The following is a 23202-nucleotide window of genomic DNA, read 5'->3' as shown; positions in this document are numbered from 1 at the left end:
ACGGACCGGTCCCGGACCGGCCCCTCAAGGGGATGCGGTTCATCGCGCCCGGGTTCCGGCCCCTCCCGCACAGCCCCCTGACGGATCCTCAAAACCCCTGGTGGGACGGGGTTTCCCGGAAGTTTCCCGTTTCCCGTTCGCAAGGGGCGACCCGCGCCTCCTCGACACACGGCGGCGCCGGGGAACAGTCTCGGAGCCGACGAACACGACGCCCACGACGACCTCGACGGGCACGGGGCGCCGACGAGACGGGGGACCGGAACATGACGACGCGCAGGACGGCGGCCGCAGCGGTGACGGCGGCGACGGCACTCACCCTCCTGGCCACCTGGGGAGGCGCCCGCACCGCCGGCGCCGCCACCGTGGCCGCGGCACCGGGCACGGCGAGGACGGCGGCAGCGGCGGGGGAGTGCCGCACCCTCGCCCCCGGGGCCTCCGCTGTGGCAGAGAAGGCCGTGGCGGCCGCGTGCGAGCAGATCGGCGTCTGGTACACCTGGGGCGGCGGCCACGGACCCCAGCCGGGCCCGACGTACGGCCAGGTCGACCCCAGCGACCCCGACAGCGCACACGACCCGGAACGGCTGGGCTTCGACTGCTCGGGACTGGTCCGCTACGCCTACCACCGCGCGGCCGGCGGCGATCCGCTGCCCGGCAACGCCTACCACCAGTTCCACGCACCGCAGGCACAACAGCGGTTCACCGCCGCCCAGGGAACCGCGCCACTGCTCCCGGGCGACCTGCTGGCCTGGGGCTCGGGGGGCTCCATCCACCACATCGCCCTCTACCTCGGCGCGGGGAAAATGGTCGAGGCCCGCGAATCGGGCACCCGGATCACCGTCAGCGACGTACGGCTGGGCGGCGACTACGCCGGAGCGGTCCGCATCGCGCCGCCGGCGACGGCACCCGGCACGTTCAGCACCTGGGGCACGGACGTGTGGACCCACAAGGAGCCGTCCACCACCAGCGAGCGGGTGCACAGGTTCCCCGGCCCGACCACGGTGCGCATCGCATGCCAGAAGCACGCCGAACCCGTGACCGCCGAGGGCTACACCAACGACGCCTGGTCCTACCTGCCCGAGTACGGGGCGTGGATCACCAACATCTACATCAAGGGCCCGGCCTGGCTGGACGGCGTACGCACCTGCCCCTGAACACCCCCACCTCCCACGCACAGCACGCCCGTCACATCCATCACACCCCGGCTCCGGGAGGAGCCGTTTCCCGAGGAGGAACCATGTACGCAGGCAGGAAGATCGCCCTGGGGCTCGCCGTCGCCGCTCTGGCGGGCGGCATGGCCACCGTGACCGGCCCCGCCGCGGCCACGCCCGCCACCGGGCGGAGCGCAGCCGCCGAATGCGGCGTCCGCGCCGACGGAAAGCTGTGGTGCGGCAACCGGGTCGGCGCCAAGGGCTACGAGCACCGCCGGTACAACTCCGCGGTGCGCGGGCCGCTGAACACCAGCCCCAGCTGGTTCCAGTGCTGGGGCCGCGGTGACCAGCACGCCGGCGGCAACAACGTCTGGTACTGGACCCAGCTGGACAACGGCCAGTGGGGCAACGTCGCGGCCGTCGACGTCCACACCTCCGTCGACCCCGCGCCGGGCCTGCGCGAGTGCTGACCCCCTGAGGAACCGGCCCGCCCCCGGCCCCCGTCGGCAGCACGCCGCCGGGGGCCGTCAGCCGTCAGCCGTCAGCCGTGCCCGGCCGTGCTCAGCCGTGCTGGTGCTGCTCGGGCAGCCGGCTCTCCGGATGCGCCCACAGCAGCACGTTGCCGGGCTGCTCGTCGCGGAAGAAGTCGAGCACGTCCCGGTCCGAATGGCGCAGGCTGAAGTGCGTGAGGACGAAGAGGGTCTCCGGGTGGGCCTCGACGACCGGCCTCAGCCGGCTCCACACGGTGTGCCCCACCCGGTCGGCCCGCGCCAGCTCGGCGTCGTCGAGGAACGTGCACTCGGTGATGACCACCGGGTACTCGAACAGCCACGGATTCTCCTCGAAGACACGCACGTGGGTGTCCCCGAGGAACGCGAACAACGGTCTGAACACCTCCCGCTCGACCTGCGCGCCCTCCCTGCGGCGCTCCGCGAGGACCCGGCCGAACTCCGCACCCCGGCCCCGCCCCACCAGGCCGCGCCGCAGCTCCTCGTACTCGGGCAGCAGCACCTTGCGGGGCTCCGAGAACGCATACCCCACGCACGGCACCTTGTGGACGCAGTCCACCACCCGCACCCGGTGCCCGCGCCGCCCGAAGGTGAACTCGTCACCGCCGCGCACCCCGTGCAGCCGGCAGCCCGCGGCGAGCGAGGGGTCGTAGGCGGCGCCGTGGTTCAGCTCGGCCGAGGCCCGCAGGAAGGACTCCACGTACGGCACCGCCGCGGCGGGCAGGTGGATGTCGACACCGCCGGGCCTGGCGGCGAGGTGGTCGAGGTCCTTGGAGTGGTCGTGGTGGGTGTGGGTGAGGAAGACGGTCTCCGGCTGCCGTCCCTCCGCCAGCCCCGCGTCGAGCGCGCACCGCAGCTCCGGGACGACGAAGAACGTCTTGTCGTTGGCCCGCGAGTACCCGGTGAGGGTGAGCTCGGTACCGGGTATCCGCCAGGTCTTCCACTGCCGGAACGGATGCCCCCGCTCCAGCCGTTCGGGGTGGGCGGGCATCCGCGCAGGGGCCGGTGCCATCGATGCCTCCGTCGGACGGCCGTGATCGGGTGAGGCGCCGATCGTAACGGCCGGAGCCCGCGGCGGCCTGCGGTTTTCCCGGCCCGCACCTCACCTCGACAACGCCGCCGAGTACAACCCGGCCGGCCTGCCCGTCGAGGGGGGTGGGCCGTCAGGTCGGCGGAGTGGGCTCGGGCGATCTGGCGGGCCATGGCCGGGCCGAGGCCGGAGCCGGGCAGGGCGCGGGCCGTGCCGGCGCGGTAGCGGTAGCGGTCGAAGATGTGCGGGAGGTCCTGCGGGGAGATGCCGGGGCCGTGGTCGCGGACCGTCAGCTCCGGGCCCCGGCCCGGGGTGCCCGCCGACAGGTCCCGCCCCGGGGCGGCGGCGCCCTGTTCCGCCTCACGTTCTGACCCACCCCCGGGCAGGCCCATGACGTTCAGCACGGGCTCCTCACCCTCGGGATCTCCAGGACGAAGCCCGCTCCCGACGGGACCACCACGAGCGAGCACGGGCCGGCGTGGGTACTGCTGGAGCGACGTGACCACGCCGACGACCTCGGCTCCGGCCGGTGGGCCGCACGCAACAGCCACCTCGCCGCTCGACGCGGCGGACCTCGGCCTGCGCCTCCTGACGGCCTGAACTCCCTCCACGACCATGGCGCCGCGCCCGGACGCCTGACACCCTGGGGACCGTGATCATCAGGGTGAGTGAGGCACGCGTACGTCCGGACCGGTTCGAGGCGTTCCACGACATGATCGTCTCCGCGGTGCGCGAGTTCCCCGGCCGCTACCCGGGGCTCGTGGACCACGAGGTACTGCTCGCGCCGCCCGACTCGCTGGTGTACGTCAGCCGCTGGCGCAGCGAGCAGGACCTGGTCGGCTACGCCGGCGAGCACTGGCGCAGCAGTCCCGTGGTCCTGCCGGGCGAGGAGGAGTACCTCGTCGCGCCGCTTCAGGTACGGCACTTCACGCTCGCGTCCCTCGCCCCGGCGAACGCACCTCGGTCGGACCGGTAGTCCGGCGGCCCGGACCGCCCCGGCCCCGTCGGCCCGCCGCTCCGGCGGTGCCGGCAACGGCGGTGCCGGCAAACGGCGGGTCGACCACCCCCGCAGGAAGCCGGCCCCGGCCCCCGGCCCCTGCTCGGAGCTCCAGACCGGTGCTGTAGGGTCCGCCTGCTTGAGTATGCCCAGGTCAGGGCTACCGGGGAGGGAGACATGAGCGGTTCGGGAACTATCGACAGCGAGTGGAAGCTGACGGACGCGGAGGGCCGGGCACTCTCGGGCCGGTGGTGGCGATGGGCCCTGTCCGCACCGGGGCGCCGCAGCCCGGTCAGTGACACGACCGGCGAACACGCCGGCTGGAAGCAGCCGGACGACCTGTGGTTCCTCGCCGGCACCTACGGCGGGCGGGTCGTGCGCCGCTGCGCCGTCCCCGCGGGACGCCCCCTCTTCTTCCCCGTGCTCAACATGCAGCACAACCGCTTCTACGCCAAGACCCCGCAGAGCATGTACGTGCTCAAGGCCACGGCCGCCCTCAACGGCGTCGACCTGCCCCTGCGGGAATACTCCGCACGGTTCCGCACCCCGTGGCTCACCCGCCGCCTCACCTGGGGCCTCTGGGCCGGCATCGCACCCCTGCAGCCCGGCGAGTACGTGCTGGAGATCAAGGCGAAGGCCCACGGCGGCTTCTGGGTCGACACCACCTACCACCTCGAGGTCACCCCCGCCTGACCCGACCGCCCCGTTCCGCCTCCCCTCCCGCCCGTCTGCGGCGGCCCGTCAACCGGGAGCCGCGGCATCATCCCCCGGCCCCCGGACGTCGCCCCGGGGGCCCGTTGGCGCGCCGATCCCAGTGCCGCTGGGGCGCGCGCCGGGGCCCCGCGCCGCCCGAGCGCTGGTACGGGCGCTCCGGTGCGCCGGAGGCGCCCCCGTTCGGTGCCACCATGCCTCCCGAACAGCGGGCCATGCGACGAGAGGTCTGGAACGTGATGCCTCAAGCGACCGGGAACCCCACCCGGCAGCTCTCCGACGGGCAGCAGAAGAACACCCCCCACGCCCCCTACATCCCCCACATCCCCGACACTCTCGATGTCCTCGACGGTTCCGGTCCCGCGGACGACGGCCCCGCGGCACGACCCCCGGCCGCCACCGCCACCGCCACCGCCACTGCCACCGCCACCCGTACCGACACCGAACTCCTCATCGCCGCCTCCGTCCTGCTCGCCGACGCCGCCCTCGCCGCCAGGCAGGCCGGAGCCGACCTCACCGACGCCCTGACCGGAGGCCGCTTCGCCCTGCAGGCCCTGCGCCGCCCCACCTGGGCCCTCGGCGCGGCACTGTCCTGCGCACGCGCCCTCACCAGCCCGGCCGGTCTCGGCTTCGGCCCCAACGGCGGCGTCATCGGCGAACTCGCCCGCATCGCGGGCAACGTGACCCGCCGGCGCCCCGCAGCGGTCGCCATGGCGGTGGACGCCTTCGCCCTGCGCATCGAAGCGGCCACCGTGACCCACCCCAACCTGGACTCCGCCCACGCCCGCCGCCTCACCGGCGCCGTCGTCGCCGGGGACCGGCTGGAGGCCGTCCGCGCCCTGCACGCCCTCGTGGAACGGCTCGGCGTCACCCGCGCCCTCACCACCGTCAGCCCCGTCGTCATGGAACTCCTCGCGCTGACCGGCCTGCTGGACGAGAACCCCGTCAACGACGAATTCTCCTGGGTGACCCTCGCGGGCGGCGTCCCCACCACCGACCCGTTCCTCGGCCTGCCCAGCTCCCTGCTCAAATACCTCAACCCCGGCCCCGGCCGCGCCGAACGCGTCGACGCCGACCCGATCCTCGCCAAGGTCCTCGGCACCTCCCGCAACGACATCGTCAGCTACATCAACGACATCGGCGCCCTCGGCAACCACGGCCTGGTCCTGCTGCGCCGCGTCGCCTGCGCCGACGGCACCGCACGGCACGTGCTGCTCCTGCCCGGCACCAGCTTCGCCCTCCTCAGCAACAGCACACCGCAGGACCTGGTCGGCGCCTTCGACGGCTGCCTGCGCGCCGACACCACCTACACCCGGGCGGCGAAGAAGCTCCTGCGCCGGGCCGGTGTGCCGGCGGGATCGGAGCTGATGCTGGTCGGGCACAGCCTCGGCGGCCTGACCGCGATGAACCTGGCCGCCGACGTGGACGTCGCCTCCGAGTACCGGATCACCCACGTGGTCACGCTCGGCTCCCCGATCGACGCCAAGCGGCCCGCCGACCACACCACCCGCGTCATCAGCCTGGTCAACAAGCACGACGTCATCCCGATGCTGGACGGCCGCGGCCCGGCCTCGCCCCATGACCTCCCCGCCGGCTGGGTGGAACTGGCCTGGCTCGACGAGTCCTACGACTACCCGCTCTCGCACGCCCCCCAGGCCTACTCCGACAGCCTGCGCGGCGAGCTCGCCCACTACCGAGAGCAGGTCAACGCCTCGATCCGGCGCTACGACGGCGAGATCACCGGCAACCAGCCGTACATGCTCCGCGACAAGTGACCCACCCCGCAGCCGGGTCCTCGCCCGTGCTCCGGTCCGGGCCCCCGCCCCCGCCCGCGCCCCCGTTCGTGTCCGTTGTCCGTGCCTCCGTGCGATCCGAGGGAGAACGCCCCCGATGACCACCCCCGCCACCGCCTGGCCCCTGGAGAACGCAGTGTTCAGCGCGGCCATGCTCGCCCACCGCCTGCCCTGGGCGGACGCACCCGCCCGCGCCCTGGGCCTGGACTCCCTCACCCGGGAGGGCGCGGCCCGCAAGGTCCTCGCGCACCTGCGCCGCAGCCGCTCCGGCCGCCCCGTCCGGCTGCGCACCCCCTTCGGCTCGTTCCTCGTCCCCCTCGGCGCGGCCGGCACCGCCGGACTCCTCGCCGAGGCCGCCGCATCGCACGCCCTCGCCGCCGCCGTCCGGCTCGACGCGGCCGGACGCCGCCACGGCCTGTACCCGCACGTCCCGCTCCCGCCCGACGGCGTCCCGCCGGCGGCCGCACTCCGCGGGCCGCTGGCCGAAGAACTGGAGAAGGTGGCCGCCGCGCGCCGGGACGACCACGCCGTGCCCTGGGAGGTCTGGCGGCCCGGTCTGCTGCGTGCTGCCCGCCGGGTGGTGGCGGGCGGTGCCGCGGCGGACGACACCCTGCTGACCGAGGTGCTGCTCAGAACGGCCGGGGCCGCGGGCAGCCGCGCCTACGACGGCCGGTCGGCGGCCCTGAACCGGCGGCTCGCCCCGTACCTGGCCGACCCCGACCCCGGCTCCGCGGCCGCCGTCCTGGGCCGCGGCCGGGCCGCCGGGGCCGTCGTACCCGCCGCCCGTACGCAGGGCGTCCCGCCGTCCGGGGAGGTACGGCCCGAGGAGGCGCTGGCCCACACCCTGGCCGTGGTCTCCGAGGCGGCCGTCACCACCGCCCTCCAGGCACTCGCCCTCGCCGCCGCGGGCGTACCGGGCGCCGCGGACGACCCTGCCGGGGCCGTGGCGCTCGCGCTCGACCACTTCCCGCCCCTCGAAGCCGTCGTGCACCCCGTCCGCACGCGCTTCGTGTGGGACGGACTCGTCATCGACGCGGGCACCGAGATCCTGGCCGCCCCCGGCTGGCTCCGGGACCCCGCGGACGCCACGGCACACGCGGGCTCCGGCGGCGGCCGGGACGCCGCCCTCGGGCACGACCACGACGGGCCGTCACCGCTGTGCGGATCCACGACCGGCTGCTCCGCCACCGCTTTCGCCGTCCACGTCGCCGAGGAGATCGTCCGGTTCTTCACCGAGGCCGCCCGGCCGGCCCTGCTGTCACCGGCCCTCACCCCGGACCGCATGCCCTTCACCCTCGCCCCGCACACCGTGCTGGTCGCCCTCCCCGCGGCCGGCGCCGTCCCGCGGGCCGTACGCGCCGGCACCCCGGCCTCGTCCGCGGCGCTGGCCCGCGCCGGTGCGGACCGCCTCGACGGGCACGCCCGCAGCCTCGCCGCGTGCGCCGCCGCAACGGGCTGGGACGGCGACGAGACCGGCGAACGCTTCCGGATGCAGCTGCTGGAACACGCGGAGCGGTGCACCCGCGCCGCCTCCGACGTCCGCGCAGCCGCCCGCCGTCTCGCCGACTGACGCGACCCCGGGACCGCGCGGGCGACGCAGGAGCCGCCGGCGCCCGCGCGGGCTACCGTACGAAGGCGTTCCGCCGTTCCCGTTCCCGCTCGACCATGTCCTGCACGGTGGCCCGGACCTCGGCGCAGAGCCACCGGGCGGCCGCCGAGCGGGCACCGGGGCCCCGGGGCCGCTCGGGCGGCGCGATCGGCTCACCGATGCTGATCAGCCACTTCGCCGGCAACGGGAAGGGCGAGGTCAGCGGGAAGCAGGGGAGTCCCAGGAGCTTCGCCAGCGCGGGCACCTCCCCGATCCTCGGTGAGGACTCCTCCGCCCCGATGACGCTGACCGGAACGATCGGCGCTCCCGCGTGCAGGGCGGCCACCGCGAAGCCGGGGTTGAACGGCTGGAGCCGGTACCGCTCGCGGAACGGCTTCTCCAGCCCGGAGACCCCTTCGGGGAACACCACGATCAGTTCACCGGCGCTCAGGCGCTGCATGGCCGTCCGTGCATCGATGGGCACGCCGCCCTTCTTCACGGCGTACGAACCCAGCACGGGAAGCCGCAGGACGAACGGCGCGGCCAGCACGTACAAGGAGCGCTGCAGCGACCGGTGCAGGGCCTTCTGCAGCACGAAGGCGTCCAGCCCCCAGGCCCCGGAGTGGTTGGCGACGAGCACCGCCGGCCCGTCGGCGGGAATGTTCTCCAGCCCCAGCACCTCCAGCCCGAACCAGTCGTCGATCAGCCATTCGAGGAGCCGTTCCCAGGCGTCCTCGCCGACGTCTCCCAGCAGCCTCCGCAGGAAGCGCAGCTCGCCCCCGGCGGCCCCGATGACATCGGCCAAGCTCTCGGACACGGACCAGCCTCCTGTCTCTTGCGGCAGCACGTCCCTTCGCACGAGGGACTTCACCACCAACGGACCCGGAGCCCGAAAGGTCGCGGTACCACCCCGAAAGGTCGTGCCACCGCGGCACAGCCGCCACCGCACGCACCCGGCGGCCGAGAGGAAGATCCGTACAGCCCTAGACTGGCTGACCCGCAGGGAACGCGACGGGGAGCCGGGGGAGTCGGGGGAGTGACGTCATGGACGTGAGGGATGCGAGCGGGCCTGCGAGCGACGGGGCGGAACCTCCCCTGGTCGCCGCCGTCCGGGCGGGGGACACCTTCCTGGTGAAGTGCCTCCTGGAGGCGGACAAGAACTACGACGAGGTGTCCCAGGCGTTCGGCGTCGCCGCCCGGGCCTTCCGCGGGGACCTCGCCGAACTGCTGCTCACCGGCGGCGCCGACGCCGGGCAGTGCGCGCCGCACGAGCTGCCGTCCCTGCGCGAGGCCGTGGACTCCGGCTCGCCCGCGCTCGTGGAAGCCCTCCTGGATCACAGCATCCGCGACCGGTACCCCGTGTCCGAGCTGCAGGAGATGCGGGACCTCGCGCGAAGCTGGTACGAGGCGGGAACCGAAGCCGAACTGCGGCGCCGCACCGGCTCACAGGAGGAGACCGTCCGGACCCGGGTCCAGGACGACACCTACCACACGGTCGGCGAACTCACCCTCGGCGCGACGACCGTACGCGACGGCCACGGGGCGATCCTCACGGACCTGGAGGAACTCCTCGGCATCCGCGCCCCGTTCGAGGAGCTGATGGCACGGGCGCTGGACCACGACCCGGACCACACCACGTGGTCACGGGCCACCATCCAGCTGTCCCACCGGCGCGACCCGCAGACCTGGACGGCCACCACGGCCCTGCGCACGCACACCGACCCCTCCCACCGGCTGTTCGGCGCCGAGCTGATGCGGCTGACCGAACTCTTCTCCGACAGCTCCGAGGACGAGGCCTGCGTCCGCGCCGTGGACGCCCTCACCGACTGGTCGGCCGAGGAGACGGACACCGCCGTCCTCACCGAGGTGCTGCACGGCCTCGGCTCGTACGCCGGACCGCGCGCCGAAGCCGCCCTCCTGGCCCACGCCGGCCACCCCGACGCCGGTGTCCGGCAGGCGGTGGCCGGCGGGCTCGGCACGCGCGGAGAGCCCGCGTCCCTGTCCGGCGAAGCCCGAGACGCACTCCTCGCGCTCATGGCCGACGACGACACGGACGTACGGATCGCGGCCTGCCACAGCGCCGGCGGGACCGCCCGTCCTCATGCCGGCAAGGGCGATCCCGTCCTGGCCGACGCCATGGCGGCCCTCCTGCACCACCCGCAGCGCCGGGTCCGGCTCGTCGCCGTGTACGGGCTCGCACTCCACGAGGACGAGCGGTGCGTGGAGGCGGCGGACCGCCTGGGCCCGCCGCGCCCCGGCTTCCGCGCCGAGGAGATGGTCTGCCTCGACGTGGCGTGGCGGTACAAGTGGCGCCGCGACGCCGTGACATCGGCCTGAGCCCGAAAGACCGGAGCCCGAAAGACCGGAGCCCGAAAGCGTCCGAGCCGCCGGTACCGGGCGGGGCAACTGCACGCGTTGTTGGGCGGCCGGGGGTGTCGGGCGGGCGCGGGGGCGGGGCAGGGTGTCCGGCGGGAACGGCCGGAAGGAGGTGCGCCGGTGGAATGGGACTGGTGGACGGCGGAGTTCGGGGACGCGCACGCGGGTGCGGTGGGTGTCCTCGCCGACGGCGGTGAGCCGGGGCCGGTGTACTTCGATGTCGGGAGCGGCCCGAACATGCCGTCGACCACGCACTGGTCGGCCTACGACGGCCGCCGGCACCGCGGCCGGCGCGCCGAGGCGCTCCGGGCGGTGTGCGCGTGCGGATGGCGGGGTGCCGCCGAATACCAGCTGGACTGGTCCTCCATCGGCGACCGGCCCCTGTACGAGGCGGACGTCGACCTCACCGGACCGCTCGCGGACTGGAACGCCCACCTGTCCCTCGTCCGCGACAGGGCGGCCCCGCTGCCCGAGCCGCTGGCCGCCCTCCTGGTGGCGGTGGCCGAGCAGCTGACCGCCACGGCCGCGGACGCACCGATGGCGGCGCCGCGCGCCGTCGGTGTGCTGGAGCGGATCGCCGCCGGCGTCGGGCGGGAGGCGGCCGGTGCGCTGCGCGACGACGGTGTGTCCGCCGAGACGGTGGCCACCGGGCTCGGAACGACCCGGTCCAAGGCCCTGGTGCTCCTCCTGACCGCCCAGGACCGGTGACGGGCGCGGCGACGGCCGCGGCGCGTCAGCAGACAGCAGACAGCAGGAGGGCCCCGAGTCGCCCCGGGACCCTCCTGTACTTCGCTGACCTCCCCGTCCAACGACCCCGCCGCCCAGGAGTCACGCCCCTCTCCGAGCGCCGCCGTCCGCCCGGTCGTCGAAACGGAGCTCCGGCCGGGTCCGGAAGGGTGGGGTCGCTGCTGGTGGCTGCGGCCGGGGTCAGGCCGGGGGGGGAGAACCCGGCTGCGCGCAGTTGCGAGTACTCGGAGGGGAATCGGAGGGGAAGACGTGCCACCACGTCCCTCCCGCCGGCCCCGGTGGGAGCCGCCGTCGGCGGAGAGGAGGACCCGGTCGTGGGGCCGCTCGGGGCTGACGACGGCCGGGGTCCAGCCGTCCGGTGTGGTGCGGTGCAGGCCGCCGCCGAAGAGCCCGGCGACGCGTACCGGGGCGCCGGCGAGCGGGCCGAGCCCGGCGCAGGTGAGCTCCGGCGACCCGGATTCGGCAGGGACCGTCCCGGGCGCCTGCTGGGGGAGTCTCTGGCAGGGTGTGGCGTATGGAGTCGTGGAGGGTGGTGGAAGCGCTGTGGGACCGGATCCAGGCGCGGGACTGGGACGGTGTCGCCGGGCTGGTCGCGGAGGACGCCGTCGTGGAGTGGCCGGTCAGCGGCGAACGCATCGTGGGCGGCAGGAACTACGTCGCGGTGAACTCCGCGTACCCGGAGGGCTGGGCGATCCGCGTGCTGCGGATCGTCGCCGGCGGTGACGAGGTCGTCTCCGAGGTCGAGGTACCGCACGAAGGCGTCGGGGTGTTCCGGGCGGCGTCGTTCTGGACCGTCCGCGACGGGCGGATCGTCCGCGGGCGGGAGTACTGGACGAGCCCCGGCGCCGACCCGCGCCCCGAGTGGCGGGCCGCTCTCGTCGAACCCATGGAGCCACAGCACGCGCCGTGACCGGGCAACAGCCGCACGGGTCGCGTGGGTTGGGGGACCTGAAGACGCCGGGAACGCCGAAGACGCCGGGAACGCGGCTGCGGCTCCGTCCCGGCCGCACGAGGAAGAAGGAGGGACCGGCATGGCGATCCAGCGGATGGACAACGTCGGCATCGTGGTCGAGGACATGGACGCCGCCGTCGCGTTCTTCGAGGAACTCGGCATGGAACTGGAGGGCAGGGGAGAGGTCGAGGGCCCCTTCGCCGACCGCTGCACCGGACTCGACGGTGTCCGCTGCGACATCGCGATGCTCCGGACCCCCGACGGACACAGCCGGCTCGAACTGGCGAAGTACCGCAGCCCCGCAGCGATCGGCGCCGGACCGCGCGACCGGCCGCACAACATCGTGGGCACGCACCGCGTCATGTTCGCCGTCGACGACATCGAGGACACCGTCGCCCGCCTGCGCGCCCACGGCGGCGAACTCGTCGGTGAGATCGCCCGGTTCGAGGACAGCCATCTGCTCTGCTACCTCCGCGGCCCGGACGGCGTCATCGTCGGACTGGCCGAGCAACTGGGCTGACCCGGGCGGCCTCCCCGGAGGACCGCCGGCGCGGTCAGCGGCCGCCGGCCGCCGTACGGGCCCGTACCTCCTCCGGGGTGAGGTAGTGGTCGGTGTACTCGAAGTCGCGCAGCGTCCCCGGCTTGTACGTCTGGAAGCCGGTCCGGACGAAGTCGTCACCGGCCACGGCGTGCAGGAGCCAGTTCGTCATCACCCGGGTCTTCGCGGCGCCGGTGCGCAGCGCCGCCCAGTGGTAGCCGCGGGCCACGGCCTGGGCGGGCATGCCGCGCAGGCCGATGCCGAGCGGGCGGGATACGCCGTCGCGGCCGCCGAGGTCCACGACCAGCCCGAGGTCCTGGTGGACGTACCGGCGCAGCGGTGTGCCCCGTAGCGTGGCGACGAGGTTGTCGGCGGCGACCTTGCCCTGGCGCATGGCGTGCTGGGCGGTGGGCGGGCACACGGCGCCCTCGTCGCCGCCGGCGAGGTCGGGCACGGCGGCCGCGTCACCGAGCGCGAACACGCCGTCCGTCCCCGGCACCCGCAGGTCCGGGGTGACGACGAGCCGGCCGCTCCTGGCGGTCTCGGCGCCGAGCGTGGCGATGAGCGGGCTCGCGGCGACCCCGGCCGTCCAGACGAGGGTGCGGCTGGGCAGCACGCGCCCGTCGGTGAGGGTGATGTCCTCGGGGCCCGCCTTGGCGACGGAGACCCCGAGCGAAACCTGGATGCCGCGGCGGCGCAGCACGTCGAGGGCGGCGCGGCCCAGCCGGTCGCCGAGCTCGGGCATCAGCTTCGGGGCCACGTCCACGAGGTGCCAGCTGATCTCGCGCCGGTCCAGCCGGGGGTAGCGGCCGACGGCGTTCGTGGTCAGCCGCTCCAGGCAGGCGGCCGTCTCGGTGCCCGCGTAGCCGCCGCCCACCACGACGAAGCCGAGCCGTGAGGTGCGTTCCGGCGAGCCCGGTGCGGCGGCGTCGGCCAGGTCGAGCTGGGCGATCACGTGGTCGCGCAGGTGAGCCGCCTCGGCCAGCGTCTTCATCCCGCGTCCGTGCTCGGCCAGGCCCGGGATGTCGAAGGTCCGGGTCACGCTCCCCGGCGCGAGCACCAGGTGGTCGTACGGCTGGTCCACCAGTTCCCCGGTGATCTTCCGGATGACGCAGACCTTGGCCCGGGTGTCGACGCCGACGGCCCCGCCGGGGACGATCCGGGTCCGGTGGCGGCGGCTGCGGCGCAGCGACACCGCCACGGACTGGGGCGTGAGCACCCCGGAGGCCACCTGCGGCAGCAGGGGCAGGTAGAGCTGGTAGGAGAACGGAGTGACCAGCAGGATCTCCGCCTCCCCGGGTGACAGCGTCCGCTCCAGACGGCGTACGCAGGCGACGCCGGCGAAGCCCGCGCCGACGACGACGATCCTCGGTCGTGCCATGGTGTCCGTCCCTTCTCGGGTGTACGGGTTCCCCGGCACGCCTTCCCCCGCAGGCCGTTCCATGCACGCGCAAGCGGGACGGACACCTGCGGACGGCGGGGGCCGCGCCGCGCCTCACCTCACCGGCGCACCAGGTCGAGCTGGCGGTTCATCTCCGCGAGGAAGCGCACGACGGTGGCGAGTTCGTCGGCGGTGAACCGGCGCCGTGCGCTGTCGGTGGCGTCGGCGAGGGGGCGGAAGTAGTCGCGGGCCGCGGTCCGGCCGGCCTGCGCGTAGTGCAGATGGACCACCCGGCGGTCGTCCTCGGCGCGGACCCGGTGGATGTGGCCGGCGCTCTCGAGCCGGTCCAGGCAGGCGGTGACGGCACCGGAGGTGAGGTTCATCCGCTTGCGCAGCCGGCCGGGGGTCATCGGGCCCGGTTCGGCGTCGTCCTGGTCGGCGTCGAGGATGGCGATCAGGGCCTGTACGTCGGTCAGGTGCAGCCCCTGCGCCTGCGCGAACTCCTGGGTGATGCGGTTGAACTCCGCGTTCATATGACGCAGCAGGACGGCGAAGGACTGCAGCCCGCCCGGGTCCTGGGACGGAGACGGGGGCGGGGGCGGGGGTGTCTGGGAGGGGGCGTCGGCGCTGCGCATACCTCAGCATAAGATCTCTCAATGATTGAGATACTTTATCGCTGACATAGTCGGTGCGTTCTGAGGACGGACATGGTGAGAGCATCACGCTGGGTACGCCGGACGATCCCCCTGGTACTGGTGGTGGTCTGGCTGGCGATCGGAGGGATGCTCGGCCCCTACGCGGGCAGGCTGGGCGAGGTCGCGACCAACGACCAGGCGGCGTTCCTGCCGCGCAGCGCCGAATCCACCCAGGTGCTGCAGGCCCGCAAGGCCTACGAGCGCTCCGAGACGGTGCCGGCCATCGTGCTGTGGACCGCCACGGACGGCCGCGTGGACGACGCCCGGCTGCAGGCCGCCACCCGGGCCGTCGCGGCCCTGGCCGGCCGGCCGGGCATCGCCGGGACGCCCTCCCCGGCCACGGCCTCCGCCGACGGCGCCGCCCTGCAGGCCGTGGTCCCGCTCGCCCCGGACCTCGGCAAGGAACTGCCCGCCGTCCTGGAGGACGTCCGCGCGGCGGCCCGGCAGGTGCCCGGCACCAGCGCGCAGATCGCAGGCCCGGCCGCGAGCCAGGCCGACCTGGCGGACGCGTTCTCGGGGATCGACGGTCTGCTGCTCGGGGTGGCGCTCGGCGCGGTCCTGCTGATCCTGCTGCTGGTCTACCGCAGCGTCCTGCTCCCCCTGATGATCATCCTCAGCGCCGTCCTCGCCCTCGGCCTGGCCTGCGCGGTGGTGTACGGGCTGGCCGCACGGGACATCGTCCGGGTCGACGGACAGGTCCAGGGCATCCTGTCGATCCTCGTCATCGGCGCGGCGACCGACTACGCGCTGCTCCTGGCCGCCCGCTTCAGGGAGGAACTCGCCACCCGTGGGGGAAACCGTACGCGCGCCGCGTGGACGGCCGTGCGCCGCTCGGCCGGCGCGATCACGGCCAGCGCGGCCACCGTGGCCCTGGGCCTGCTGGCACTGCTCGCCGGCGACCTGACCAACAACCGCGCGCTGGGCCCGGTCGGGGCGATCGGCATCCTCTGCGCGGTGCTCGCCACCCTCACCTTCCTGCCCGCCCTCCTGGTCCTCACCGGCCGCGCCGCCTACTGGCCCGCCACCCCTGCGCCCGCGGACACCGAAGGCGGCGGCCACGGCGTGTGGCGCCGGGTGGCCGCCCTCGTCGACCGGGCTCCGCGCCGCGTGTGGGCCTCCACCACGCTGGTCCTCCTGGCCCTCGCCGCGTTCGCACCCGGCCTGTCCTCCAAGGGAGTTCCGCTGGACGAGATCTTCGTGGGCGACGCACCCTCGGTCGCCGCCCAGCAGACCCTGGGCCGGCACTTCCCCGGCGGCTCCGGCAACCCGACGGTCATCATCGCCACCGCCGACCGGGCCGCCCGGGTCACCGCGGTCACCCAGGACACCGACGGAGTCGCCTCCGCCGCCCCCGTCACCACCACCGGGCGCCCCGGCCCCGGCACCCCCCTGGTGGTGGACGGCCGGGTGAGGATCGACGCGACGCTGGAAGCGGCCGCGGACAGCGACGCCGCCAAGGACACCGTCCAGCGGCTGCGCCAACGCCTGCACGCCGTCGACGGCGCCGACGCCCTGGTCGGCGGCTACACCGCCCAGCAGTACGACACCCAGACCACCGCCGCCCGCGACCGCACCGTCATCGTGCCGGTCGTCCTCGCCGTCATCGTCCTCGTGCTCGTCCTGCTCCTGCGCTCCCTGCTCGTCCCGATCCTCCTGGTGGCCACCGTGGCCCTCAACTTCGCCGCCACACTCGGCGTTTCGGCCCTCGTCTTCGAGCACCTGCTCGGCTTCACCGGCACCGACGCCTCCGTACCCCTCTACGGATTCGTCTTCCTGGTCGCGCTCGGCGTCGACTACAACATCTTCCTGATGTCCCGCGTACGCGAGGAGGCCCTGACCCACGGCGCCCGTAAGGGCGTGCTGCGCGGGCTCACCACCACCGGCGGCGTCATCACCTCCGCCGGTGTCGTCCTCGCCGCGACCTTCGCCGCCCTGATGGTGATCCCACTGGCCTTCCTCGTCCAGATCGCCTTCATCGTCGCCTTCGGCGTCCTGCTGGACACCCTCGTCGTGCGCTCCCTGCTCGTCCCCGCCCTCGTCGTCGACATCGGCCCGCGCGCCTGGTGGCCCAGCACCCTGGCCCGCCCCACCGCGGACCGGGACCTGCCGGTGCGGGCGCCCGCCGGCTGACCGCCGGCCACGCAGGTGGCCGACCGCACCCGGGCGGCAGGCCGGGCCGCCGGCCGCACCCGGCCCTCCACCGGATCAGGCGTGCGCCCTCCGCCGGGCTGATGTCCTTGGCGATGGGGGAGCCGCCGGCAATGCCGGGCGCGGGCCGCGGGCCCGCGTTCCGGCGGATTTCCCTGCGTTCCCGCGCACGGCACGACACCGCCGCACGCATGCCCTCCGCCGGCCGCGATCCCGCCGACGATCAGCCAAAACCCCTCAACCCCGGCCCACTTGGGAACCCACTGACCGCACTGCTCCGCATCGGACGCCCGCCCGGGCCCCAACGGCCTTACCGGTCACCGTCCTTGCGGCGGAGATGCGCACGCCCGCGCCCGCCATCGCCGGCCGCACCGGGCCGCCCCTCTCGCCATTTGATTGACCGTTCCACAATTCGGCCGTGAAGAGTCCGCCCCGCACCAGGCGTTGCCGCCCGGCCCGGCGGCCCCGGTCCGCCCCCGCCCACCTTCACCCGCATGGCACGCCGTACCCGGCGTGCCGGACAAGGCGCCGGTCGCACCTGTAGGGGATGCTCGAGAGGTGTGATCAATTGCACCTGCCCGGGTCGAGTCCCTGTTCGCCGATGCGGGGGCCGGCCGACGGGATGGCGCACCACCCCACGTGAGGGAGGCCGTCATGGCCGAGGAGCACGAGAGCATCTCACAGGACGAGGTCACGGCATTCGTCCGCAAGCTGGAGCAGTGGAGCGAAGGCCTCGACGACAAGGAGAAGGTCTTGCTGCAAGCGATGCTGACTCCCCCCGAGGACGTCCAGCAGGACAGGTCGAGCCTCGAAGAACGCGGTTTCAAATTCAACAAGTTCAGCATCGAGGTACCCCTGGAGAGCCTCCTGTACCGCTTCCGGTACGAGGAGGAGGGCCCCGAGAAGCGCGTGTACATCAAGGAAGCAGGCCCGTCATGGGTGAGGTTCATCCAGCGACAGAGGTGAGGAACGGCATGGAACCGACCACGACCGTACAGCCGGACCGGCAGACAGCGGCCAGTCTCGCGGCCAAGCTGGTCGACTGGGGCGACGCGGAACTCTCCGACAGGGAACGCGCGATCCTCATCGACCTCGCCTGGCGGCACACCGGCCCGCACGACCGGATGCGCATGGAACAGGCAGACGTACTGGACGCTTCGGAAGAAGCCCTCGTCCGTGAACTCGAAACGGAGTTCCGGCGGCCGCAATGACCAGTGTGGAACTCATCGTCAAAGCAACGCGCCTGTGCAACCTGCGCTGCACCTACTGCTACGACTGGCGCGCGGGTGAGGGCAACACCATGTCCTTCGCCACACTTGCACGGCTCGTCGCCAGGACGCTCGGCCACCCCGACCACCGTTCGGCCGGGTTCGACTGGCATGGTGGTGAGCCCACGGTCCTTCCCCTCGCCTTCTTCAAGAAGGCACTGCACCTTCAGCAACGCTTCCGGCAGCCGGGCCAGTTGGTCAGGAACGCCATTCAGACCAACGCCACGCGGATCACGCCGGAGTGGGCCCGGTTCTTCGTGGACAACCACATCGACGTGGGCATCAGCATCGACGGCCCGGCTGCCGTCCACGACCGCTACCGCGTCGACCGGGCGGGCCGCCCCACATGGGCCCGGACCATCGAAGGGCTGCGGCTGCTGCGGGACCACGGGATCGAACCGGGCGTCGGCGTCGTCGTGGACCGGGCGGCCCTGGACCTCGGCCCCGCAGCCCTCTTCGACTTCCTCGTCGAGCACGACATCAGCGCGTGCGGCCTCAACTTCGTCATGCCGGACGCCCTGGCCGGCGAGATCGGGCACGGCGACGGACGGCACTACGTCGATCCCGGGCAGTCCGCCCGGTTCCTCATCGGCCTGTACGACCGCTGGCGCAGCCACACGGGGCCGGACGTCCACATCCGGGAACTGGCCGCGCTGGTGGAGTCCCTGCACGGCAGAACGCCCTCGCCGTGCACTCTGGCCGGCCGCTGCTTCGGCGTGGTCTACCGCATCGAACCCAACGGCGACGTCCACCACTGCGACTACTTCGGAGACGACCCCCGCTACCGCTGGGGGAACATCAACACCGACGACTTCACCGCCGTCCGCCGCAACGCCCTCCTGAACGAACGGGCCGAGGAACACGCCGAGGACCGCGAACGGATGCGGTCCTGCGCCGAGTTCGACGTCTGCCACGGCTGGTGCCCCCACGTACGGCACACCTCACGCCAGCACTACCCGGAACACCGCGAGGACTGCTGCGGCCTGCGTCCCCTCATCGCACACATCCGTGCGAACCCGCCGCTGAACACCGAACCGGCTCCGGCCGCATCAGGCTGACCGACCCCAGGGAGAACACGCGATGCGCGACGTCGGGCTCATTGTCAAAGTAACCCGCCTGTGCAATCTGCGGTGCACGTACTGCTACGACTGGCGGTCGGGACCGGACCAGAGAATGCCCTTCGACGTGGCCGCCCGCATGACGGCCGCGGCGCTCACCGACCCCGAGCACCGCGGGGTCGAATTCCTCTGGCACGGCGGCGAGCCGACCCTGATCCCGATCCGGTACTTCGAGAAGGTGATGGCCGTACAGGCGCGTTTCCGCCGCCCCGGACAGCCCATCGTCAACTCGATTCACACGAACGCCCTGCACATCAGCGAGGCGTGGATCGACTTCTTCCGCCGGTACGAATGGCAGGTCGGCATCAGCGTGGACGGCCCGCGCGAGGTCCACGACAGCCAGCGCGTGGACGCGGTCGGCCGTCCCACCCTGGAACGCGCCCTGCGCGGCTACGAGAAGCTCCGCGCCGAGGGACTCGGCGTCGGAGTCATCTCGGTGGTGGACCGCAAGACCCTCGCCCTCGGCCCCGACGCGCTCTTCGACTTCATGGAGGAGGTCGGAATCCGCGACTACGGGATCAACTTCGCCATGCCCGAGCCCCAGCCCCACGCCCCGCCCGGCACCAGGACCGATCACTACATCACGACCAAGGAACGCACGGAGTTCCTCATCGGCCTGTACGACCGGTGGCGGACCCAGGGCGACCCGGACATCGAGATCCGGGAGATCGCCACGGTGCGGCACCGGCTGGCGAAGACCCCCGGCGGCTCCCTGCCGTGCACGTTCGCCGGCAACTGCTTCGGGAACCTCTACACGGTCGAGGCCAACGGCGACGTCAACCACTGCTGCTACCTGCTCGGCGACCCGCGCTACCGCTGGGGCAACATCATGCACCAGGACTTCGAGGACATCCGGCGCAGCCCGAACATGAACGTGGTCGTCACCGAGCGGGGCGAGGAAGAGGCCTCGCTGCAGCAGTGCCCCGAGGTCGACGTGTGCCGGGGAGGGTGCCCGATGGAAACGTACATGGCCGCGCGCCACGACCCCGAACCCCCGGGCGGATGCTGCGGGCAGGCCGACTTCATCCGCCACGTCCGCGCGCACCCCGTGGCGGCCGAGCGCCCATGACCGGCCGCACGAGCGATGCGGGAGCCACCTCACCGGCCGGCTCCCCGGCGCTCCGGCGCGAACCGTACCCGCACGCCCTCCTCGACGCCCTCCTCGACGACGACACCGCGACACGGATCCTCGACTGGCTGGAATGCCAGGGCTCCTGGACCCTCGAGCGCACCGGTCTCTACGAGCAGTACCGCTGCACGAACATCCTCGACCTGCTCTTCACCCCCTCGGCCGGCCTCGGCACGACGCTGCTGCGGGTGGCCGACCGGATGGAGGAGGTCTTCGGCCGCCCGGTGGAGCGGCGGCGCATCGAGGCAGCCGCGCACAAGCTGGTGGCCGGGCAGTACATCCAGACCCACACCGACGTGCCGCACGACCTCACCGAGACCCATCGGGCTGTCGTCTCGCTCGCCCCGGCCGCCGCCCCCGTCACAGGGGGAGAACTGCTGCTCCAGCACTCCCGCTCCGCCGTGGACGACGCCGTGCGGGTCCCGGCGGTCCACAACAGCGCGGTGCTGATGGAGTTGTCCGACCGCTCCTTCCACTCCGTCCTGCCCGTGCGCAGCGGCATCCGGTACAGCCTGGTCCTGTCGTACTGGGCCGCGGACGAACGCGAGCAGCCGCACCGCAGACGGCACGCGCAGGCCGTTCCCGCCCCTGTCCTGGACTTCCTGGAGCGGATCGGGGCCCACGAGGTCCCGCACGCCGGCCGGCGGGCCGCCGCCGGCGGGCACCGGGTGCGAAGACGGCCGCTGGCCGACCACCTGCTCGGCACACACGCGATCCTGCGGTCCTGGGGATGCGACCCCGACGTGTGCACGGCCGGGCTCTTCCACGGCGTCTACGGCCCTCTCGGCCTCGGCACCGCCCTCCTGTCCCCGGACGCCCGGGCCCCGCTGCAGGAGGCCATCGGCCCGCGGGCCGAGCGGCTCGTCCACCTCTACACCGCACTCGACCGCCGTACCGACCGGCCCGCCCCCGGCGGGGGGTTCCTCGCCGGTGTCCTCGGGGAGGCGCAGGCCGCCGCACTGGACGGCAGTACCGTGGCGGGCGTCTTCCTCATCTCCTGGGCCAGCCTGCGCGAACAGGTCCCCGGCATCGAAGTGTCCGGCGCCGAGACGGAGGAGATCCTGGGCCGGCTGGAGCTGTTCGGATCCCTGATCCCTCCTCCCGCCGTCGCGGACATCACCGCGACGCTCTGCTCCTGAACGCTCGCGCCGCCCGCCCCGCGCGGGGTGCCGCGCCCGGCTCTGCCGGCCGCCGGCGGGTCAGACCGGCTGCCGGCCCGGCAGCCCGCCGCCGTAGTGGTCCCGCAGCCGGGCACCGGCGTACTCGCCGGCCACCCGCACGTGCTCGCGGAGGAGTTCGACGCCGGCGTAGTCGTCGTGCGCATCGGCCGACCACGACATCTGCCCGAGGTGGCGGAACTTCGCCGCGACAGCCGGCGGGAACGGCCTCCACGGCAGCCCTTCCCGCTGCAGGCGCTCGAACAGAACGGCCGCGGTGTCGTAGAAGGCCGCCGAAGGGAAGCCGTCGAAAGCCGACGGATCGAGCACGTGGTGGCGTGCGCGCGCGTACCACCGCTCCTCCTCCCGCGGATCACCGAACCGCAGCAGCGGGCGGAAGGGGACGCCGAGCGCACGGAACACGTCGGTGCGCAGCAGGAGCAGGTAGGTGGCGAGGCGGTCCCGGCAGGGGAACCGGCCGGGTTCGAACTCGCCGACCGCTGCCAGGCCCTCGGCGTCCGCGAGAGCGACGAGATCCTCGAGCCAGCCCGGCGCCAGGAACTCGACGTCGGAGTCGAGCAGCAGGAAGTACGGGGTGTCCACCTGCGGCGCGAGCCAGTCGAGCGCGGTGGCGTGCCGGCACAGCTCACCGTCGTCCGGGACCACGATCTCCACGCCGGTCCTGAGCCCGTCGAGCACGGACCGCTGCCCCGGCGGGCACTCGGCGACGAGCGCGTCCAGGTCCCGTCGCAGCTTCTCCAGCGTCCTGCGCGCCTGCGCCGCCTCCTCCCGGGCCCGGCGCCTGCGCTCGTCCAGTGACACGACGGTCAGCCAGTCCAGCCGTCGCAGGTCGTCCAGGGTGCCGTCGGTGGACCCGTTGTCGGCCACGAGCACGCGGACGCCTCCGGGAGCATGGCGGCGGAACGACGCGTACGTCAGACGGGTCGCCATCCGTGCGTTCCTCGTCGCCCCGATCACCGTCACGCGCGGGCCGGCCGTGCGCGGCTGCGCCGTCCCGTCCCGCCGGCCGCCCCGGCCCCTCATGGCCGTGCCGCTTCCAGGGCGAGGTTCAGCGCGTCGAGGTCGTGCCGGGCCGTGAGACGGACGGCCGTGCCCGCCCTCACCGCGACCGGGGCGGGGAAGGTCTGCACCGCCTGCTCCCAGTGACCGCAGCCCGCACTGTGGTTGCTCACCCTGATGCCGCCGCCGAGGTCGAGCTCGAACCACATGACGAGGGCGTGCGCGGTCCCGTCCGCGGTGACGGGGACCGTGAGGTGCCGGGTGCGGGGAGCGGGCGGCTCACCGAAGTCGAAGTCGAGGAGCCTGAAGGCCGGAGCCAGAACGGTATGGGGATGACGGTCGACGCGGCCCGGGAAGTAGCCCCGGGTGCTCGCGACGTTGAACGGGCTCAGGTCGAAGCCCTCCACCTCACCCACCTGGTTGAGCCCGTGCAGGCTCTCGCTCTCCACCAGCTGCGCCCACAGGCGGCCGCCGCGGGGAACGAGGCGCGTGGTGGTGGAGACGAGCTCGCGGTGGGCGTGGTCGAGGGCTCGCAGGGCCGACTCCCCGATCAGCCCGCAGTCGAAGATCTCCGCGGTGACGACGTCCGGTTGCCGGGGCAGGTCGCGGCCGACGACGAGTTCGGTGGAAGATGCCGGGATCAGCGTGATGCGGTCGCCGTAGCCGTTGGCGCGGATCACCCGGTCCGCGAGGAACGCCGTGTGGGGGTTGCTCTCGCAGGTGACGACGTGCCCGCCGGCGCGAGCGGCCATCAGCGCCGTGACACCGGCGCCGGTCCCGATGTCCAGGACGAGGTCGCCGGGGCGGACCGTCGCCTCGATCGCCTTCCGATAGGCGCGATTGCGTTCCCGGTCGTTCATCATGGCGAAGTGCCAGGGCGGAATCGCCTGTTGAATC

At 73.5% G+C, this 23202-nt stretch carries 22 protein-coding genes and 2 pseudogenes; 16 read left to right on the top strand and 8 right to left on the bottom strand.

Features of this window, described 5'->3' with window-relative positions; translation table 11 throughout:
• Nucleotides 1-263: 263 nt before the first annotated feature.
• Nucleotides 264-1151 (top strand): C40 family peptidase, encoded by an 888-nt coding sequence (locus tag IH80_RS0127360; protein ID WP_030964043.1) that lies wholly within the window; start codon nt 264-266, stop codon nt 1149-1151.
• An 83-nt stretch (nt 1152-1234) separates the two neighbouring features.
• Nucleotides 1235-1618, top strand: a complete 384-nt coding sequence (locus IH80_RS0127355; RefSeq protein WP_030964041.1) for a hypothetical protein — start codon at nt 1235-1237, stop codon at nt 1616-1618.
• Between the two features lie 91 nt (nt 1619-1709).
• Here the strand turns inward: IH80_RS0127355 and IH80_RS0127350 are convergent, their stop codons facing one another.
• Both IH80_RS0127350 and IH80_RS42720 read right to left on the bottom strand, forming a co-directional pair.
• The gene (locus IH80_RS0127350; protein ID WP_030964040.1) at nt 1710-2669 is read right to left on the bottom strand and encodes an MBL fold metallo-hydrolase; all 960 of its coding nucleotides are present in this window, start codon (nt 2667-2669) and stop codon (nt 1710-1712) included.
• Nucleotides 2670-2815: 146 nt separating this feature from the next.
• Nucleotides 2816-2986: pseudogene (locus IH80_RS42720) on the bottom strand (ATP-binding protein); the annotation flags it as partial.
• Between the two features lie 353 nt (nt 2987-3339).
• Here IH80_RS42720 and IH80_RS0127340 point away from each other — a divergent pair.
• The 4 genes from IH80_RS0127340 (at nt 3340) to IH80_RS0127325 (ending at nt 7758) form a co-directional block, all read left to right on the top strand.
• Nucleotides 3340-3663: an antibiotic biosynthesis monooxygenase gene (locus IH80_RS0127340; RefSeq protein WP_234432397.1), complete on the top strand. Its 324-nt coding sequence runs from the start codon at nt 3340-3342 to the stop codon at nt 3661-3663.
• Nucleotides 3664-3861: 198 nt separating this feature from the next.
• Nucleotides 3862-4377 (top strand): hypothetical protein, encoded by a 516-nt coding sequence (locus tag IH80_RS46250; RefSeq protein ID WP_030964035.1) that lies wholly within the window; start codon nt 3862-3864, stop codon nt 4375-4377.
• A 212-nt stretch (nt 4378-4589) separates the two neighbouring features.
• Nucleotides 4590-6170 carry a lipase family protein gene (locus IH80_RS46940; RefSeq protein ID WP_158943639.1) on the top strand — a complete coding sequence of 527 codons (1581 nt, stop codon included), beginning with the start codon at nt 4590-4592 and terminating at the stop codon, nt 6168-6170.
• Nucleotides 6171-6285: 115 nt separating this feature from the next.
• On the top strand, nt 6286-7758 hold the full coding sequence (locus IH80_RS0127325) for a hypothetical protein (RefSeq protein WP_030964033.1): 1473 nt from the start codon (nt 6286-6288) through the stop codon (nt 7756-7758).
• A 52-nt stretch (nt 7759-7810) separates the two neighbouring features.
• On the opposite strand, the gene IH80_RS0127320 is transcribed toward IH80_RS0127325, so the two are convergent.
• A complete protein-coding gene (locus tag IH80_RS0127320; RefSeq protein WP_051810004.1) occupies nt 7811-8593 on the bottom strand; it encodes a lysophospholipid acyltransferase family protein in 783 nt (260 codons plus the stop codon).
• 227 nt (nt 8594-8820) lie between these two features.
• On the opposite strand from IH80_RS0127320, the gene IH80_RS0127315 reads away from it, so the two are divergent.
• Nucleotides 8821-10113 (top strand): HEAT repeat domain-containing protein, encoded by a 1293-nt coding sequence (locus IH80_RS0127315; RefSeq protein ID WP_051810002.1) that lies wholly within the window; start codon nt 8821-8823, stop codon nt 10111-10113.
• 159 nt (nt 10114-10272) lie between these two features.
• Nucleotides 10273-10860 (top strand): hypothetical protein, encoded by a 588-nt coding sequence (locus tag IH80_RS0127310; RefSeq protein WP_030964028.1) that lies wholly within the window; start codon nt 10273-10275, stop codon nt 10858-10860.
• 184 nt (nt 10861-11044) lie between these two features.
• Here the strand turns inward: IH80_RS0127310 and IH80_RS46240 are convergent.
• Nucleotides 11045-11348, bottom strand: a pseudogene (locus IH80_RS46240) (hypothetical protein); the annotation flags it as partial.
• Between the two features lie 65 nt (nt 11349-11413).
• On the opposite strand from IH80_RS46240, the gene IH80_RS0127305 reads away from it, so the two are divergent.
• Complete coding sequence (locus tag IH80_RS0127305) at nt 11414-11809, top strand: nuclear transport factor 2 family protein (protein ID WP_030964027.1); 396 nt, start codon at nt 11414-11416, stop codon at nt 11807-11809.
• Nucleotides 11810-11930: 121 nt separating this feature from the next.
• A complete protein-coding gene (locus IH80_RS0127300) occupies nt 11931-12371 on the top strand; it encodes a VOC family protein (protein ID WP_030964026.1) in 441 nt (146 codons plus the stop codon).
• A gap of 34 nt (nt 12372-12405) precedes the next feature.
• Here the strand turns inward: IH80_RS0127300 and IH80_RS0127295 are convergent, their stop codons facing one another.
• Entirely contained in the window at nt 12406-13770 is a 1365-nt protein-coding gene (locus IH80_RS0127295; protein ID WP_030964025.1) for an NAD(P)/FAD-dependent oxidoreductase, read from the bottom strand.
• A 119-nt stretch (nt 13771-13889) separates the two neighbouring features.
• Nucleotides 13890-14405: a MarR family winged helix-turn-helix transcriptional regulator gene (locus IH80_RS0127290; protein ID WP_199819311.1), complete on the bottom strand. Its 516-nt coding sequence runs from the start codon at nt 14403-14405 to the stop codon at nt 13890-13892.
• Nucleotides 14406-14477: 72 nt separating this feature from the next.
• On the opposite strand from IH80_RS0127290, the gene IH80_RS0127285 reads away from it, so the two are divergent.
• The 6 genes from IH80_RS0127285 (at nt 14478) to IH80_RS41045 (ending at nt 21267) form a co-directional block, all read left to right on the top strand.
• Nucleotides 14478-16595: an MMPL family transporter gene (locus IH80_RS0127285; RefSeq protein WP_030964023.1), complete on the top strand. Its 2118-nt coding sequence runs from the start codon at nt 14478-14480 to the stop codon at nt 16593-16595.
• 672 nt (nt 16596-17267) lie between these two features.
• On the top strand, nt 17268-17579 hold the full coding sequence (locus IH80_RS0127280) for a hypothetical protein (protein WP_158943637.1): 312 nt from the start codon (nt 17268-17270) through the stop codon (nt 17577-17579).
• Between the two features lie 8 nt (nt 17580-17587).
• Complete coding sequence (locus IH80_RS0127275) at nt 17588-17824, top strand: hypothetical protein (protein ID WP_030964019.1); 237 nt, start codon at nt 17588-17590, stop codon at nt 17822-17824.
• On the top strand, nt 17821-18939 hold the full coding sequence (locus IH80_RS0127270) for a radical SAM/SPASM domain-containing protein (protein ID WP_030964018.1): 1119 nt from the start codon (nt 17821-17823) through the stop codon (nt 18937-18939). Before IH80_RS0127275 ends, IH80_RS0127270 begins: the two co-directional genes overlap by 4 nt.
• Before the next feature lie 22 nt (nt 18940-18961).
• On the top strand, nt 18962-20068 hold the full coding sequence (locus tag IH80_RS0127265) for a radical SAM/SPASM domain-containing protein (protein WP_078906768.1): 1107 nt from the start codon (nt 18962-18964) through the stop codon (nt 20066-20068).
• Nucleotides 20065-21267 carry a 2OG-Fe(II) oxygenase gene (locus tag IH80_RS41045; RefSeq protein ID WP_051809999.1) on the top strand — a complete coding sequence of 401 codons (1203 nt, stop codon included), beginning with the start codon at nt 20065-20067 and terminating at the stop codon, nt 21265-21267. Before IH80_RS0127265 ends, IH80_RS41045 begins: the two co-directional genes overlap by 4 nt.
• A gap of 60 nt (nt 21268-21327) precedes the next feature.
• On the opposite strand, the gene IH80_RS0127255 is transcribed toward IH80_RS41045, so the two are convergent.
• Both IH80_RS0127255 and IH80_RS39750 read right to left on the bottom strand, forming a co-directional pair.
• Complete coding sequence (locus IH80_RS0127255; protein ID WP_030964014.1) at nt 21328-22236, bottom strand: glycosyltransferase family 2 protein; 909 nt, start codon at nt 22234-22236, stop codon at nt 21328-21330.
• Nucleotides 22237-22325: 89 nt separating this feature from the next.
• The gene (locus IH80_RS39750) at nt 22326-23168 is read right to left on the bottom strand and encodes a 50S ribosomal protein L11 methyltransferase (RefSeq protein WP_051809998.1); all 843 of its coding nucleotides are present in this window, start codon (nt 23166-23168) and stop codon (nt 22326-22328) included.
• Nucleotides 23169-23202: the final 34 nt, after the last annotated feature.

It is taken from the genome of Streptomyces sp. NRRL S-378 (genome assembly GCF_000720645.1).
Lineage (GTDB): Bacteria > Actinomycetota > Actinomycetes > Streptomycetales > Streptomycetaceae > Streptomyces.
Note: the sequence above shows the minus strand (reverse complement) of the source record. Positions and strands in the feature narration are given on the sequence as shown.

Excerpts from the sequence above, each read along its gene's own strand:
- IH80_RS0127300 (WP_030964026.1), top strand. The coding sequence starts at position 11,931 with ATGGCGATCCAGCGGATGGACAACGTCGGCATCGTGGTCGAGGACATG.
- IH80_RS0127350 (WP_030964040.1), bottom strand. The coding sequence starts at position 2,669 with ATGGCACCGGCCCCTGCGCGGATGCCCGCCCACCCCGAACGGCTGGAG.
- IH80_RS0127275 (WP_030964019.1), top strand. The coding sequence starts at position 17,588 with ATGGAACCGACCACGACCGTACAGCCGGACCGGCAGACAGCGGCCAGT.
- IH80_RS0127285 (WP_030964023.1), top strand. The coding sequence starts at position 14,478 with ATGGTGAGAGCATCACGCTGGGTACGCCGGACGATCCCCCTGGTACTG.
- IH80_RS0127280 (WP_158943637.1), top strand. The coding sequence starts at position 17,268 with ATGGCCGAGGAGCACGAGAGCATCTCACAGGACGAGGTCACGGCATTC.
- IH80_RS39750 (WP_051809998.1), bottom strand. The coding sequence starts at position 23,168 with ATGATGAACGACCGGGAACGCAATCGCGCCTATCGGAAGGCGATCGAG.
- IH80_RS0127305 (WP_030964027.1), top strand. The coding sequence starts at position 11,414 with ATGGAGTCGTGGAGGGTGGTGGAAGCGCTGTGGGACCGGATCCAGGCG.
- IH80_RS0127295 (WP_030964025.1), bottom strand. The coding sequence starts at position 13,770 with ATGGCACGACCGAGGATCGTCGTCGTCGGCGCGGGCTTCGCCGGCGTC.
- IH80_RS0127265 (WP_078906768.1), top strand. The coding sequence starts at position 18,962 with ATGCGCGACGTCGGGCTCATTGTCAAAGTAACCCGCCTGTGCAATCTG.
- IH80_RS0127255 (WP_030964014.1), bottom strand. The coding sequence starts at position 22,236 with ATGGCGACCCGTCTGACGTACGCGTCGTTCCGCCGCCATGCTCCCGGA.
- IH80_RS0127290 (WP_199819311.1), bottom strand. The coding sequence starts at position 14,405 with ATGCGCAGCGCCGACGCCCCCTCCCAGACACCCCCGCCCCCGCCCCCG.
- IH80_RS46940 (WP_158943639.1), top strand. The coding sequence starts at position 4,590 with ATGCCTCCCGAACAGCGGGCCATGCGACGAGAGGTCTGGAACGTGATG.
- IH80_RS41045 (WP_051809999.1), top strand. The coding sequence starts at position 20,065 with ATGACCGGCCGCACGAGCGATGCGGGAGCCACCTCACCGGCCGGCTCC.
- IH80_RS0127355 (WP_030964041.1), top strand. The coding sequence starts at position 1,235 with ATGTACGCAGGCAGGAAGATCGCCCTGGGGCTCGCCGTCGCCGCTCTG.
- IH80_RS0127360 (WP_030964043.1), top strand. The coding sequence starts at position 264 with ATGACGACGCGCAGGACGGCGGCCGCAGCGGTGACGGCGGCGACGGCA.
- IH80_RS0127315 (WP_051810002.1), top strand. The coding sequence starts at position 8,821 with ATGGACGTGAGGGATGCGAGCGGGCCTGCGAGCGACGGGGCGGAACCT.
- IH80_RS0127325 (WP_030964033.1), top strand. The coding sequence starts at position 6,286 with ATGACCACCCCCGCCACCGCCTGGCCCCTGGAGAACGCAGTGTTCAGC.
- IH80_RS46250 (WP_030964035.1), top strand. The coding sequence starts at position 3,862 with ATGAGCGGTTCGGGAACTATCGACAGCGAGTGGAAGCTGACGGACGCG.
- IH80_RS0127270 (WP_030964018.1), top strand. The coding sequence starts at position 17,821 with ATGACCAGTGTGGAACTCATCGTCAAAGCAACGCGCCTGTGCAACCTG.